Origin of the sequence: Pseudomonas serbica (genome assembly GCF_028823535.1) — a bacterium.
In the GTDB taxonomy this organism is placed as follows: domain Bacteria; phylum Pseudomonadota; class Gammaproteobacteria; order Pseudomonadales; family Pseudomonadaceae; genus Aquipseudomonas; species Aquipseudomonas serbica.
On record NZ_JAQIYM010000003.1, the window covers coordinates 251851 to 266859 of the forward strand.

Consider the following 15009-nt stretch of genomic DNA (forward strand, 5'->3'; position numbering starts at 1 on the left):
AGACACACATGCAATGGGAAGTCGTGATCGGGCTGGAGATTCATACCCAGCTCACCACCCGGTCGAAAATCTTTTCCGGTAGTTCCACCACCTTCGGCTCCGAGCCGAACACCCAGGCCAGCCTGATCGACCTGGGCATGCCTGGCGTACTGCCGGTGCTGAACCAGGAAGCGGTGCGCATGGCGGTGATGTTCGGCCTGGCGATTGACGCCGAGATTGGCCAGCACAACGTGTTCGCCCGGAAAAACTATTTCTACCCGGACCTGCCCAAGGGTTACCAGATCAGCCAGATGGAATTGCCGATCGTCGGCAAGGGCCACCTGGACATCGCCCTTGAAGACGGCACGGTCAAACGCGTCGGCATCACCCGCGCGCACCTGGAAGAAGACGCCGGCAAGAGCCTGCACGAAGAATTCAGCGGCGCCACTGGCATTGACCTGAACCGTGCCGGCACGCCGCTGCTGGAGATCGTCTCCGAGCCGGACATGCGCAGCGCCAAGGAAGCCGTGGCTTACGTCAAGGCGATCCACGCACTGGTACGTTACCTGGGGATTTGCGACGGCAACATGGCCGAAGGCTCGCTGCGTTGCGACTGCAACGTGTCGATCCGTCCAAAAGGCCAGGTCGAGTTCGGTACGCGCTGCGAGATCAAGAACGTCAACTCGTTCCGCTTCATCGAGAAGGCGATCAACAGCGAAATCCAGCGCCAGATCGAGCTGATCGAAGACGGCGGCAAGGTCATCCAGCAGACTCGCCTGTACGATCCGAACAAGGACGAGACCCGTCCGATGCGCAGTAAAGAGGAAGCCAACGACTATCGTTACTTCCCCGATCCGGACCTGCTGCCGGTGGTCATCGAGAACTCTTTCCTCGATGACGTGCGCGCCACCCTGCCGGAATTGCCGCCGCAGAAGCGTGAGCGCTTCCAGGCGCAGTTCGGCCTGTCTGTGTACGATGCCAGCGTCCTGGCCACCAGCCGCGAGCAGGCCGACTACTTCGAGAAAGTCGCGAGCATCGGCGGCGACGCCAAGCTGGCGGCCAACTGGGTGATGGTCGAGTTGGGCAGCCTGCTCAACAAGCAAGGCCTGGACATCGAACAGTCACCGGTTTCCGCAGAGCAACTGGGCGGCATGCTGCTGCGCATCAAGGACAACACCATCTCCGGCAAGATCGCCAAGGTGGTCTTTGAAGCGATGGCCAACGGCGAAGGCAGCGCGGACGAGATCATCGACAAGCGCGGCTTGAAGCAAGTGACTGACACCGGCGCGATCTCGGCGGTGCTGGATGAAATGCTTGCGGCCAACGCCGAGCAAGTCGAGCAATACCGCGCGGCAGACGAAGCCAAGCGCGGCAAGATGTTCGGCTTCTTCGTCGGCCAGGCCATGAAAGCCTCCAAAGGCAAGGCCAACCCGCAACAGGTTAACGAACTGCTCAAAAGCAAGCTCGAAGGCTGATGAAAATGGAGCCAGCCCAACACACTGGCTCCATTCCCCTGTGGGGGCGGCGGTGGGACGATTCGACTTGCTCGCGAATGCGGTTCGGCACTCAATTCAAAGTTGACTGTCAGAATGCATTCGCGAGCAAGTCGAATCGTCGCACCGCCGCTCCCACATTTGTTTTTGGAAGTTTTCAAATGAAGCGTCTACTTGGACTTTGCGCCCTGCTCTCGTTCCTGGCCGGTTGCGCCAGCAACGATACCGTCGACCCCCACGGCTACGACAAAACCGGCGTTGCGTCCTACTACGGCGCCAAACACCAAGGCAAACGCACCGCCAGTGGCGAGCGTTTCAACAAGAATTCCCTGACCGCCGCCCATCGCCAGCTACCCTTCGGTACACGGGTGAAGGTCACCAACCTGAACAACGACAGATCCTGCGTGGTACGCATCAACGACCGCGGCCCGCATACCCGGGGCCGCTTGATCGACCTGTCCCAGGAGGCCGCCGAACGCCTGGGCATGCTCAAGAGCGGCACCGCGCGGGTTCGCGTGCAAGCCCTCGACTGACCGACGGAGTCCCGACCATTTTCGGACTAGCCGATTTACCCCTGATCAGCGTGATCGAATTGCTCAGCGGGCTGGTGCTACTGATTGCCGGCGCCGAACTGATGGTGCGCGCCGCCGTGCGCCTGGCCGCACGCCTGCACGTACGCCCACTGATCATCGGCCTGACCATCGTCGCCCTCGGCAGCAGCGCACCGCAGATGGCGGTCAGCCTGCAAGCCACCTTGGCGCACAACGCCGACATTGCCGTCGGCAGCGTGATCGGCAGCAGTATCTTCAACATCCTCGTCACCCTCGGGTTTTCCGCCCTGATCATTCCGTTGCGGGTTTCCCGACAGCTGGTGCGCCTGGACATCCCGCTGATGATCGGCGCCAGCCTGCTGGTGTTCTTCCTGGCGTGGAATGAAGAGCTGACCCGTGCCGACGGCGTCATGTTGCTGGTGGCACTGTTGCTGTACCTGGCCTTGTTGCTGCGCCAGTCGCGGCATTCGGTACGTCCGGTATCAAGCCATGACCACAGCGGCCAAGCACCCTGGCTGCGCAGCCTGTTGATGATCCTCGCCGGCCTGGCGATGCTGGTGTACGCCGGGCATCTGCTGCTGGGAGCGGCGGTCGCGGTCGCCACCGACCTGGGGCTGTCGGAGCGGATCATCGGCCTGACCGTCGTCGCCGTTGGCACTTCGCTCCCGGAACTGGCTACTTCGCTGATCGCCGCGTTGCGCGGCGAACGGGAAATTGCCGTGGGCAACGTGATCGGCAGCAATCTGTTCAACCTGTTGGGCGTCCTGGGCCTGACGGCGCTGATCGCACCCTCGCCCTTGTCGGTATCGCCCAACGCGCTGGATTTCGACCTGCCGGTGATGCTTGGCGTCGCGGCGTTGTGCCTGCCGGTATTCTATTCCGGTTACCGGGTGACCCGCGCCGAGGGCCTGGTGTTTCTCGGCCTGTACCTGGCTTACGGCCTGCACGTGGTGTCGTTCACCACCGGCATGCCGCTGGCCGGCAAGCTTGAACAACTGATGCTGTTTTTCGTCTTGCCGGCACTACTGGCGTACTTGTTGTTCACGTCATTGCGCGCCTGGCGTCGCCAACACCACAAGAGGGAATTGCCATGACCGAGAATAAAAAAGCCGGCGTCGAAGTACGTCGCCAAGTGATGGGCGACTCCTTCGTCGACCGCGCCCTGGACAATGCCACCGAGTTCACCCAACCGCTGCAGGATTTCGTCAACGATCATGCCTGGGGCGGCGTGTGGAATCGCGAAGGCCTGCCGTTGAAAACCCGCAGCCTGATTACCCTGGCCGCGTTGACCGCGCTGAAGTGCCCACAGGAATTGAAAGGTCACGTACGCGGCGCGCTGAACAACGGCTGCACCGTGGAGGAGATTCGCGAGGCACTGCTGCACTGCGCGGTGTATGCGGGTGTGCCGGCAGCGATAGATGCGTTTCGCGCGGCGCAGGAAGTGATTGAGCAACACCAGTAACCCTTACCGTTTAAAACTTGGTTCGATGGGGACCGTGATTGATTTCGCCGTCCCGTCGAATGCATTCGACTGCCAGAAATCCGACTAACGCTTACTTATAACGACACTTTCCATTACATATATTCCGAAAAACAACACTTCCAAAAAAACTTCCAATTTCAATGACACGAAGACAATATTTTCCCGCCGCAACAATAATTTCGCGATAACAATCATAAAACAAATTGAAACAAGCGAGACTAGTCCAATGCGATCCACCCTTCGTGTCATTCTACCAAACATGTTATTAATTCTTGGATTGGCAAGCTTCAGTGCACAAGCCGAAACATTGGTCGATACATGCGCCCTCCCCAGCGATTTCAGCGAAATACTGAACTGCTATAAAAACCAGGAAGCAACCAAACCATTACTCTACTTCGCAAAAGGCTCCGAGACCTTTCCTGGCGTAGTGAAGCGCAGCTTTGACCTGTCATCTCAACAGTGGTCGCCTGAAGGACTGGTCAGCCCGGAACAATGGAAACATAGTGTCGATATTTATATCCCGCACAACGCCCTTCATGGACAGGCATTACTGGTGGCCAACAACGGAACCAACATATCCGCCGGCAACAAGGCTAAATCTGAACCTACAGATTTCACTCAAGCCATGGCCCTGGAAGTTGCACGCCAAACTAATACAATCGTCATTTCGCTCAGCGACATCCCCAATCAATATCTCACTTACGCCGATGACGGAGTTCCCCGCACAGAAGACTCAAGTGTCGCCCATAGTTGGAAGTTGTTTCTCGAAAGTCCTGAAACGCGCCCCTACATGGCGGCTCATGTACCGATGATGGCATCCCTGGTCAAGGCGATGGACCTTGCCCAGAAAGAACTGAAGCCATGGAACGTTGAACGATTTATTGCCAGTGGGGTGTCGAAACGCGCCTGGGCAGCCTGGCTGGCCGCTATTGCCGATGAACGCGTCAACGCCGTCGTGCCATTTGTCATTGATGGACTCGGCACAGCCAAAGTGTTCGAACATACCTTTCAAACCTATGGCAAAAACTGGCCGCTGGCCTTCTATGACTATTACAGCGAAGGGGTGCTCCGTCTGCGCCACACCGAAAACTTCGAGAAACTGCTGAAAATCGTCGACCCCCTGGCTTATCTGGACAGCGCCTATGCCGAGCGCTTGGCCATTGCGAAATACGTCGTCAACGCCAGCAGTGACGACTTTTTCACCCCTGACAATTCGGATATCTATTTCGATCGACTGCCTGGGCCGAAGAGCCTGCGGGTTGCCCCCAATTCCAGCCACAACGGCATCAGGCAATTCGTTGAAAGCTCACTGATTCCTGTAGTCAATCGGTGGCAGCAAGATCGCCCGTTACCCTCTGTGACGACAAGCGCAACAACCCATGGAACGGGCAAAGCCGTTTCGCTGCACTTTACCGAGGCGCCGGTTCAGGTGACTCAATGGACGGCCGTGAACCCGATGGCGCGGGACTTCCGGGATGCTTGCGGAATTCGTTATCAGCCACGGCATGTCACCCCTTCCACCCCAATGCATGCACAGATACAGATAGAGACACCCGAACAGGGCTGGACAGCAACATTTGTCGAGGCGACCTTCGCCGATGGTTTTGTCGTCACCACACCGGTACAGGTCCTGCCTGATCGCTACCCGACCGCAGCACCTCCAGAGACCGGGCCACTGTGCAAAACCCTGCCCGAGATGGCCAGCCGCTAGATCCACCCACCCCACTGCAACAAAAAGATCCCGATGTTGGTGGTCACCGCCGCCATCAGCGTGGTGATAACAATGATCGCCGCCGCCAGTTCATGATTGCCGTCCGCCGCCCGGGCCATGACAAAACTGGCGGCGGCGGTCGGGCTGCCGAAGTACAAAAACAGAATCCCCAACTCAGCACCGCGAAAACCCCAGAGCCACGCGCCGAGCGTCGCCAGGATCGGCAGGCCGAGCATTTTCACCAGGCTTGAACTGAGCGCCATCGAGCCACTTTTGCGCATGGCCGCCAGCGACAGCGTGCCGCCAATGCAGATCAACGCCAACGGCAAAGTGGTTTGCGCCAGATACTGGCCGGAGGTCTCCAGCCATCCCGGCAGGCTGATCTTGAAATAGGCAAAGGGTGCCGCCGTAATCACGCTGATGATCAGCGGATTGACCATCACGCTTTTGCAGATGCTCCACGGATCGGACTTGATCACCGGGCTGTAGACCGCCAGCACGATGGTCGACAGCGTGTTGTAGAACAGGATCACCAGCGCGGCCAGAATCCCCCCCAGGGAAATCCCGTAGTCGCCGTACATGCTCGCAGCCAGCGCCAGGCCGATCACGCCGTTGTTGCCGCGAAACGCCCCCTGGGTGTAAATCCCCCGGTCTTCGCGCGGGCACCTGAAGATCGCCCAGCCCCAGGCAATGGCAAAGCACACCAGGGTGGCGACGGAGAAGTAGATCAGCAGTGCCGGTTGCAACGCGGCATGCAGGTCGGCATGCAGGATGCCCAGGAACAGCAGCGCCGGCATGGTGACGTTGAACACCAGGGACGAGGCGGTATGGATGAAGTTGTCGTTGATCCAGTCGATGCGCTTGAGCAACACCCCCAGAAACAGCATGGCAAACACCGGTGCGGTGATGTTCAGGGTTTCGAGGAAAATTGCCAGCATGCCGGTGGGAACCTTGGGGTGGGCGTCGTTAGGGGGCTAATGATAAGCCACTGAGGACGTTGGCGTCTGGTAGATCGCCTTCGCGAGCAAGCCCGCTCCCACATTTGATCGCATTCCTTCAGGCTGCATGCGGTCGAATGTGGGAGCGGGCTTGCTCGCGAAGCAGGCGACGCGGTCCTACGTGATCGGCGCCGGGTTGAACAAGGTGATGTCGTTATGCAGCTTGTGCTTTTCAGCCCACGTCTGCTGCTTGCCGCTGGCCACATCCAGGTAGTAGTGGAACAGCTCCCAGCCAAGCTCCTCGATGGAAGCGCGACCGGTGGCAATGCGCCCGGCGTCGATGTCGATCAGGTCCGGCCAGCGCTGCGCCAGTTCGGTCCGGGTCGACACTTTCACCACCGGTGCCATGGCCAGTCCATAAGGCGTACCGCGCCCCGTGGTGAACACATGCAGGTTCATCCCCGCCGCCAGTTGCAAGGTACCGCAGACAAAGTCACTGGCCGGGGTCGCGCAGAAGATCAGGCCTTTTTCCTTGAAACGCTCGCCAGGGCCGAGCACCCCGCTGATCGCACTGCTGCCGGACTTGACGATCGAGCCCAGGGACTTCTCGACAATGTTCGACAACCCGCCCTTCTTGTTACCCGGCGTGGTGTTGGCACTGCGGTCCGCCTCACCCTTGGCCAGGTAACGGTCGTACCAGTCCATTTCCCGCACCAGTTCCTGCGCGACTGCCTCGGTTTTAGCGCGGGAGGTCAGCAGGTAGATCGCATCGCGAACCTCAGTCACTTCGGAGAACATCACCGTCGCACCGGCACGCAGTAACAGGTCCGAGGCATAACCCAGGGCCGGGTTGGCGGTGATCCCGGAAAACGCATCACTGCCACCACATTGCATGCCGAGGATCAGCTCCGACGCCGGTACGGTTTCCCGACGGCGTTGATCAAGCTTCTTCAGACGGATTTCCGCCAGCTCCATGATCTGTTCGATCATCTCGGTAAATCCGTGACTGGAATCCTGCAGGCGATACAGCCACGGCTCGCTCAAGTCCACCGAGGCATCGTCCTCGTGCATCACCTGCCCGGCCTGCAATTTCTCGCAGCCAAGGCTGATCACCAAGGCTTCGCCTCCCAGGTTCGGGTTGCGCGCCAGGTTGCGCACGGTGCGGATCGGGATATAGGCGTCAGTCGCGGTGATTGCCACGCCACAGCCGTAGCTGTGGGTCAGCGCCACTACGTCATCGACGTGCGGGTACTTGGGCAACAGCTCGTCCTTGATGCGCTTGACCGCATGATCCAGTACACCCGTTACGCACTGCACCGTGGTCGTGATGCCCAGAATGTTACGCGTGCCGACCGTACCGTCGGCGTTGCGATAACCCTCGAACGTATAACCTTCCAGTGGTGCCTGCGCGGCCGGCACTTCGGTGGACAGCGGCAGGCTGTCCAGCGGCGGCGCGGTCGGCATGCGCAGTTGATCTTCCTTGACCCAACTGCCACGGGGAATCGGCTGCAGGGCGTAGCCGATGACCTGCCCGTAACGAATCACCTGGCCACCCTCGGGAATGCCTACAAGGGTGACCTTGTGGCTCTGTGGCACGAAGTCCACGGTGACCAGGCCATCCGGGAACTCGGTTCCGGCCGGCACACCCTGGTCATTGACCACGATCACCACATTGTCCCGCTCGTGCAGGCGGATGTAACGCGGCGAGTCGGAATGTTCAATCAACTGCATGACGCCGCTCCTCAGGAATGCGCTTGTGACAATTTACCGGATGCTTCAGGACCGTTTACCGGCGGCTCCTTGAGCACCACTCGCTTGATCGGACCGACGATGACCAGGTAGCTGAACACTGCGACCAGTGCGTTGCAACCGACAAACACCAGCGCCCATTTGAACGAGCCGGTGGAGCTGATGATGTAGCCAATCACGATCGGAGTGGTGATCGAGGCCAGGTTACCGAAGGTGTTGAACAGGCCACCGCTCAAACCGGCGATCTGCTTCGGTGAAGTATCGGACACCACGGCCCAACCCAATGCACCCACGCCTTTGCCGAAGAACGCCAGGGCCATGAAGCCCACGACCATCCATTCAACGTCTACGTAGTTGCAGGCAACGATGCTGCTGGACACCAGCAGGCCGGCGATGATCGGCGCCTTGCGGGCGAAGGTCAGGGAATGGCCCTTGCGCAGCAGGTAGTCGGAAATCACGCCGCCGAGCACACCGCCGATGAAGCCGCAGATCGCTGGCAACGAGGCAATGAAACCGGCCTTGAGGATGGTCATGCCGCGTTCCTGCACCAGGTACACCGGGAACCAGGTCAGGAAGAAGTAGGTGATGCCGTTGATGCAGTACTGGCCCAGATACACACCGAGCATCATGCGATTGGTCAGCAACTGGCGGATATAGTCCCATTTCGGACCGTCGGCCTTTTTGCCTTTGCCCTTGTCCTGGTCCATGTCGACCATGCCGCCATTGTCGGCAATGTGCTTGAACTCGGCGTCGTTGATCATCGGGTGTTGGCGCGGGCTGTAGATAACCTTCAGCCAGATGCCGGAGAAGATGATGCCGATCACGCCCATGACGATGAACACGTGCTGCCAGCCGAAGCTGTAGACGATCCAGCCCATCAGCGGTGCAAACAACACGGTGGCAAAGTACTGCGCCGAGTTGAAGATCGCCGAAGCGGTGCCGCGTTCGGCAGTGGGGAACCAGGCCGCGACGATGCGTGCGTTGCCCGGGAAGGACGGCGCTTCGGCCAGCCCCACCAGAAAGCGCAGCATGAACAGCGCAACCACCGCCGTGGACATGCCGAACTCGCCGACGTAACCCTGCAACACGGTGAACAGGGACCAGGTGAAGATGCTCAGTGCATAGATTTTTTTCGAACCGAAACGGTCCAGCAGCCAGCCACCGGGAATTTGCCCGGCCACGTAGGCCCAACCAAATGCGGAGAAGATATAGCCGAGGGTAACCGCATCGATGCCAAGGTCCTTTTGCAGGCTGGAGCCCGCGATGGCGATAGTGGCGCGGTCGGCGTAGTTGATCGTGGTCACCAGAAACAGCATGAGCAGGATCAAATAGCGGACGTGAGTCGGCTTCTTGGACGATTGCATGTAGATGTACTCCCACTGATTATTTTTATGCGGGGTGAATCTTTGGTTCTTCTGTGGGAGCGAGCCTGCTCGCGATGGAGGTCAACGATGACGCAGGGCATTAGGGTTAACGCCGCGACCTCAAGACCTTCGTGAGCAATCGAACGTCGACCGGCTGCTCCTACAGGGGTATTGCGTTACGAGCCGATGTAGCTGGTCTTCACGACCGTGTAGAACTCTTGTGCATAGCGACCTTGCTCACGTGATCCATAGGATGAACCTTTACGCCCACCGAACGGAACGTGGTAATCCACACCGGCGGTCGGCAGGTTGACCATCACCATCCCGGCCTGGGAGTGGCGCTTGAAGTGGTTGGCATACTTCAACGAAGTGGTGGCGATGCCCGCCGACAGACCGAACTCGGTGTCGTTGGCCATGGCCAGCGCAGCTTCGTAATCGGCGACGCGGACGATGTTGGCCACCGGGCCGAAGATCTCTTCACGGCTGATACGCATCGACGCTTCGCTGTCGGCAAACAGGGTTGGCGCGAGGAAGTAACCCTCGGTGTCGCAGGTCACCAGACCACCGCCACTGACCAGGCGCGCACCTTCGGACTGGCCAATGTCGATGTACTTCATGTCCTGTTCAAGCTGCGCTTGCGAAACCACTGGACCGATATCGGTACCGGTTTTCAACGCGTGGCCAACCTTGATCGACTTCATGCGCTCGGCCATGGCTTCGACAAACTGGTCGTGAATCCCGGCGGTGACGATAAAGCGGCTCGACGCCGTGCAACGCTGGCCGGTGGAGTAGAACGCGCTCTGTACCGACAACTCGACCGCTTGCTTGAGGTCGGCGTCGTCGAGAATGATCTGCGGGTTCTTGCCGCCCATTTCCAGCTGCACCTTGGCCTGGCGCGAGACGCAGCTGACGGCTATCTGCCGACCTACGCCCACGGAACCGGTGAAGCTGATGCCATCGACTTTCGGGCTATGCACCAGCGCATCGCCAACCACACGACCGCTGCCCATCACCAGGTTGAACACACCGGCCGGGAAGCCAGCGCGGGAGATGATTTCCGCCAGGGCCCAGGCACAACCCGGCACCAGGTCCGCAGGCTTGAGCACGACGCAGTTGCCGTAGGCCAGGGCCGGGGCGATTTTCCATGCCGGGATGGCAATCGGGAAGTTCCACGGGGTGATCAGACCGACCACGCCCAACGCTTCGCGGGTGACTTCTACATTGACGCCCGGACGCACCGACGGCAGGTAGTCGCCGGACAGGCGCAGGCATTCACCGGCGAAGAACTTGAAGATATTACCGGCGCGGGTCACTTCGCCGATGGCTTCGGGCAGGGTCTTGCCCTCTTCCCGGGCCAGCAGGGTGCCGAGCTCTTCGCGACGGGCGAGGATTTCAGTGCCGACTTTATCCAGGGAGTCGTGACGCGCCTGGATGCCGGAAGTGGACCACGCCGGGAATGCGGCACGGGCGGCGTCGATGGCGGCGTTGACCTGGGCCAGGTCAGCCTTGGCGTAATCGCCGATGGCATCGGTCAGTTCGGACGGGTTGATGTTGGTGGAGTAATCGCCACCGGCAACCCACTCACCGTTGATGTAGTTGTCGTAACGCTTTGCATTTGCCACGGGACTGCCCTCGAAACAAAAAGATTTCACGCAAAAGGCCGCTGACTCAGCGGCCCCGTTAAATCGAAGTGTTACTGCGCGCCCTGCTTGTCGATCAGCGCGGCGAGCATTTCGTACTCTTCGCCGGTCAGGTCGGTCAGCGGTGCACGTACGGGACCGGCGTCGTAACCGGCAATTTTTGCCCCGGCCTTGACGATGCTCACGGCATAACCCGCCTTGCGGTTACGAATGTCCAGGTACGGCAGGAAGAAGTCGTCGATGATCTTGCCAACGGTGGCGTGATCTTCGCGAGCGATGGCGTGGTAGAAGTCCATCGCGGTTTTCGGGATGAAGTTGAACACCGCCGAGGAGTAGACCGGCACGCCCAGGGCCTTGTAGGCCGCAGCGTAGACTTCGGCGGTCGGCAAGCCACCCAGGTAGCTGAAGCGATCACCGAGGCGGCGACGGATCGACACCATCAACTCGATATCGCCCAGGCCATCCTTGTAGCCGATCAGGTTAGGGCAGCGCTCGGCCAGACGTTCCAGCAACGGTGCGTTCAGGCGGCAAACGTTGCGGTTGTAGACCACCACGCCGATGTTGACCGACTTGCACACCGCTTCAACGTGGGCGGCAACGCCGTCCTGGCTGGCTTCGGTCAGGTAGTGCGGCAGCAGCAACAGGCCTTTGGCGCCCAGACGCTCGGCTTCCTGGGCGTATTCGATGGCTTGACGGGTCGAACCGCCGACGCCGGCCAGGATTGGCACGCTGGTGGCGCAAGTGTCGACGGCAGTCTTGATGATTTCCGAGTATTCACTGGCCGCCAGAGAGAAAAACTCACCGGTACCGCCTGCGGCGAACAAAGCCGAGGCGCCGTATGGGGCCAGCCATTCAAGACGCTTGATGTAACCAGCGCGATTGAAATCGCCCTGGGCATTGAAATCGGTGACCGGGAAAGACAGCAGACCGGAAGAGAGGATGGACTTCAGTTCTTGTGGATTCATTATTCGAACACCCTGGGTAGCGACGTTTGTGTGTGAGAAACCGTTCAGCCTTCGCCGAAGTTGTAGGTCATCGTACAACTTAAAATATAACCGTCAACTGCATTTCATCGTCAGGGGTAAAAATTGTTCGACAAGAAGGCGTGGACGCCAGTGGTTATGGGCGTTTCAGCGTTGGAAGAAGAAATGGGATGCACAGCATGGGGAGATACGTTGTCGGAAGATCATTGAGCGATTGCCGAGAATGAGGCGTGCTTTGCGGGCGCCATCGCGAGCAGGCTCGTTCCCACGGGGGGATCGCCTGCGCACACGAAAACCTGTGAGCATTCGCAATCAATTGTGGAAGCGAGCCTGCTCGCGTTGAGGGCTTACCGGGCGATGACTCGCCGAAGCAGCAAGACTAACCGCGCTGCGCCTCAGCCTCTTCATGGGCATGACGCAGCCGCTCGCGGCTGTTGGTCAGGTGCAGGCGCATGGCAGCGCGCGCCGCGTCGGAGTCCTGGCGGGCGATGGCGTCGTAGATCTCTTCGTGCTCGCGGCTCAGGCGGTTCATGTAGTGCTGCTGATCGTCATGGGCCAACCGAGCAGAGTTCAGGCGGGTACGCGGAATGATGCTGGTGCCCAGGTGAGTCATGATGTCGGTGAAATAGCGGTTGCCGGTCGCCAGGGCGATCTGCAGGTGGAACTGGAAGTCCGAGGCCACGGCATCGCTGGCATGGGAAACACTTTCATTCAGTGCATCCAACGCCGCCCTCATTAAACCAAGCTGCTCGGGGCTGCGACGTTGCGCGGCGAGACCGGCGGACTCCACCTCCAGGCTGATGCGTAGCTCGAGAATCGCCAGCACGTCTCGCAGGGTGACCACGGTCGCCGGGTCGATACGGAAACCGCTCGGGCTCGGGGTGTCGAGCACGAAGGTGCCGATGCCATGACGGGTTTCCACCTGCCCGGCCGCCTGCAAACGGGAAATCGCTTCACGCACCACCGTACGGCTGACGCCATGGGCATCCATGATCGCCGACTCGGTGGGTAACTTGTCGCCACGCTTCAAGTGACCGTCGCGGATCTGCTCGGACAGCACCGTCACCAGTTCCTGAGCGAGGCTGCGGCGCTTGCGAGGGAGGCGTGGTGCGGCGTTCGGGTTTTCCATGGTGAACATCTGTCTCGAAAGATTCGGCTGCTGAATCCGCATCATAGCGCAACGCGGTTGTACGATCACCTTGTAGGACCTAGCTTGCCAGCGATGGCCATAACGCGGTTTTCTGTGGAACTGCGTTATCGTTCATCGCTGGCAAGCCAGCTCCCAAAGAGCTCGTGGTGTTTATGCGGTCACGGCCTGGTCGACCAAACGCCCGTTCTCGATACGAACGTGCCGCGGGTGGAAACGCTTGAGGCTGCTGCGATGGCCGACACTGACAATGCTCAGCCCCGGCAACTCATCGATCAGTGCCTGGTACAGCGACGCCTCGTCTTCTTCATCCATCGCCGAAGTCGCTTCGTCCATGTACAGCCATTGCGGTGCAAAAAGCAGCGCGCGGGCAAAGGCCAGGCGCTGCTGCTCGCCCGGCGAGAGCATGCGCTGCCAGTGATTGGCTTCGTCGAGACGCGCCACCAGGTGCGGCAAACGGCAGGTTTCCAGGACGTGCACGTAGCGCTCGTTCGGGTAAGTATCGCCCGCCTGTGGATAACTCAACGCTTCGCGCAACGTGCCAATCGGTAGATAAGGCTTTTGCGGCAGGAACAGATAGCGCGCCGCCGGCAGCCGGATACTGCCGTGCCCGGCTGGCCACAGGTGTCCCATCGCCCGCAGCAAGGTCGACTTGCCGCTGCCGGAACGACCACTGAGCATGACGCGCTCGCCCTCTTCCACGGTCATGTCGGCATTGGTCAACAGGTGGCGACCGTCGGCCAGGTCGAGGCCGAGGTTGTGCACCTTCAAGGCAGCACCCGAGTTCTGCACGTCAATGGCTGGCGCACGTTGCTCGTTGTCGGACATGGCCTGGCGGAAGCTGAGCAGACGATCACAGGTGGCGCGCCACGAAGCGAGGCTCTGGTAGGCGGTGATAAACCAGCTGAAGGCATCCTGGACATTGCCGAACGCCGAGCTGATCTGCATCAGTTCACCCAGTTCGATCTTGCCGGCGAGGTAACGCGGCGCGGCCACCATGAAGGGGAAGATGATGGCGGCCTGCTCGTAACCGGACGTGAAGAAGGTCAGGCGCTTGGACACCTTCATGATGTCCCAGAAGTTGTGCCAGACCATTGAGAAGCGATGGGTCAAGCGGCGGTTCTCGTTGGGCTCGCCGTTGTACAGCGCGATGCTTTCGGCATTCTCGCGAACCCGTACCATGGAGAATCGCAGGTCGGCTTCGAAGCGTTGTTGCCGGTTGTTCAGGCCGATCAGGCGGCGACCGATCATGTGCGTCAACCAGCTACCCACCACGGCGTAGACCAGCACGCACCAGAACATGTAGCCGGGAATGGTCACACCGAACACCTCGATGCTGCCCGACACACCCCAGAGGATGATCGAGAACGACACCAGGCTGACGATATTGCGCAGCAGTCCAACGCCCAGGCTCAAGGTGTCGGAGGTGAAATTATTGAGGTCTTCGGAAATCCGCTGGTCCGGGTTATCGGTGTAGCCCCCCTGCTCCAGCTGGTAGTAGTTCTTGTTGCCCAGCCAACGGGCGAAATGCTTTTCGGTGAGCCACGCCCGCCAGCGAATCGTCAGCATCTGCGTCAGGTAAAGCCGGTACACCGCACCGACAATCGCCACTGCCGCAATCGCGCAGAAATACAGGATCAGTCGCCAGAATGCCTCCTCGTCCTTTTGCTGCAGGGCGTTGTAGAAATCCTTGTACCAGGTGTTGAACCACACCGAGATGCCCACGCTCATCAGCGACAGCGCAATCACGGCAATCAGCAATGTCCAGGCCTTTACCTTTTCTTCGCTCTGCCAATATGGCGTGATCATGGCCCAGACTTTTCGGAAAAAATGCCCGCGCACAGCATCATTGACCGCGCAATATTCAGCGTTCTGATTCATGGATAAGGCTCGATAAGAAAAAGTACATGCACGAACCGATCATAGATGATCGGTTCGGTTTGTCGCGAGGAACAGCCCGCATTCGTTCAG

At 59.7% G+C, this 15009-nt stretch carries 12 protein-coding genes; 5 read left to right on the forward strand and 7 right to left on the reverse strand.

The features are described from left to right. Window positions 1–8 precede the first annotated feature (8 nt). The 5 genes from gatB to NQL71_RS06140 all read left to right on the forward strand — a co-directional run bounded on the left by gatB (window position 9) and on the right by NQL71_RS06140 (window position 5217). The gene (gene gatB / locus NQL71_RS06120; protein WP_046820569.1) at window positions 9–1454 is read left to right on the forward strand and encodes an Asp-tRNA(Asn)/Glu-tRNA(Gln) amidotransferase subunit GatB; all 1446 of its coding nucleotides are present in this window, start codon (window positions 9–11) and stop codon (window positions 1452–1454) included. A 179-nt stretch (window positions 1455–1633) separates the two neighbouring features. Further along, window positions 1634–2005, forward strand: a complete 372-nt coding sequence (locus NQL71_RS06125; protein ID WP_046820570.1) for a septal ring lytic transglycosylase RlpA family protein — start codon at window positions 1634–1636, stop codon at window positions 2003–2005. A 50-nt stretch (window positions 2006–2055) separates the two neighbouring features. Beyond that, the gene (locus NQL71_RS06130; protein ID WP_274642390.1) at window positions 2056–3117 is read left to right on the forward strand and encodes a calcium/sodium antiporter; all 1062 of its coding nucleotides are present in this window, start codon (window positions 2056–2058) and stop codon (window positions 3115–3117) included. Further along, complete coding sequence (locus tag NQL71_RS06135) at window positions 3114–3485, forward strand: carboxymuconolactone decarboxylase family protein (protein WP_046820572.1); 372 nt, start codon at window positions 3114–3116, stop codon at window positions 3483–3485. The genes NQL71_RS06130 and NQL71_RS06135 overlap by 4 nt, the downstream gene beginning before the upstream one ends. Window positions 3486–3732: 247 nt before the next feature. After that, entirely contained in the window at window positions 3733–5217 is a 1485-nt protein-coding gene (locus NQL71_RS06140) for a PhoPQ-activated pathogenicity-related family protein (protein WP_274642391.1), read from the forward strand. On the opposite strand, the gene NQL71_RS06145 is transcribed toward NQL71_RS06140, so the two are convergent. From NQL71_RS06145 to NQL71_RS06175, 7 genes are all read right to left on the reverse strand, one after another. Next, the gene (locus tag NQL71_RS06145) at window positions 5214–6155 is read right to left on the reverse strand and encodes an AEC family transporter (protein ID WP_274642392.1); all 942 of its coding nucleotides are present in this window, start codon (window positions 6153–6155) and stop codon (window positions 5214–5216) included. The two genes, NQL71_RS06140 and NQL71_RS06145, sit on opposite strands and share 4 nt — an antisense overlap. A 177-nt stretch (window positions 6156–6332) precedes the next feature. Beyond that, window positions 6333–7886, reverse strand: a complete 1554-nt coding sequence (garD, locus tag NQL71_RS06150; RefSeq protein WP_046820575.1) for a galactarate dehydratase — start codon at window positions 7884–7886, stop codon at window positions 6333–6335. A gap of 11 nt (window positions 7887–7897) precedes the next feature. Beyond that, the gene (locus NQL71_RS06155; RefSeq protein ID WP_046820576.1) at window positions 7898–9268 is read right to left on the reverse strand and encodes an MFS transporter; all 1371 of its coding nucleotides are present in this window, start codon (window positions 9266–9268) and stop codon (window positions 7898–7900) included. 176 nt (window positions 9269–9444) lie between these two features. Continuing rightward, on the reverse strand, window positions 9445–10890 hold the full coding sequence (locus NQL71_RS06160) for an aldehyde dehydrogenase family protein (RefSeq protein WP_046820577.1): 1446 nt from the start codon (window positions 10888–10890) through the stop codon (window positions 9445–9447). Window positions 10891–10961: 71 nt separating this feature from the next. Continuing rightward, window positions 10962–11873 (reverse strand): 5-dehydro-4-deoxyglucarate dehydratase, encoded by a 912-nt coding sequence (kdgD, locus tag NQL71_RS06165; protein ID WP_020796617.1) that lies wholly within the window; start codon window positions 11871–11873, stop codon window positions 10962–10964. Between the two features lie 397 nt (window positions 11874–12270). Continuing rightward, the gene (locus NQL71_RS06170) at window positions 12271–13020 is read right to left on the reverse strand and encodes a FadR/GntR family transcriptional regulator (RefSeq protein WP_046820683.1); all 750 of its coding nucleotides are present in this window, start codon (window positions 13018–13020) and stop codon (window positions 12271–12273) included. Between the two features lie 171 nt (window positions 13021–13191). Next, window positions 13192–14919: an ABC transporter ATP-binding protein/permease gene (locus NQL71_RS06175; RefSeq protein WP_046820578.1), complete on the reverse strand. Its 1728-nt coding sequence runs from the start codon at window positions 14917–14919 to the stop codon at window positions 13192–13194. Window positions 14920–15009: the final 90 nt, after the last annotated feature.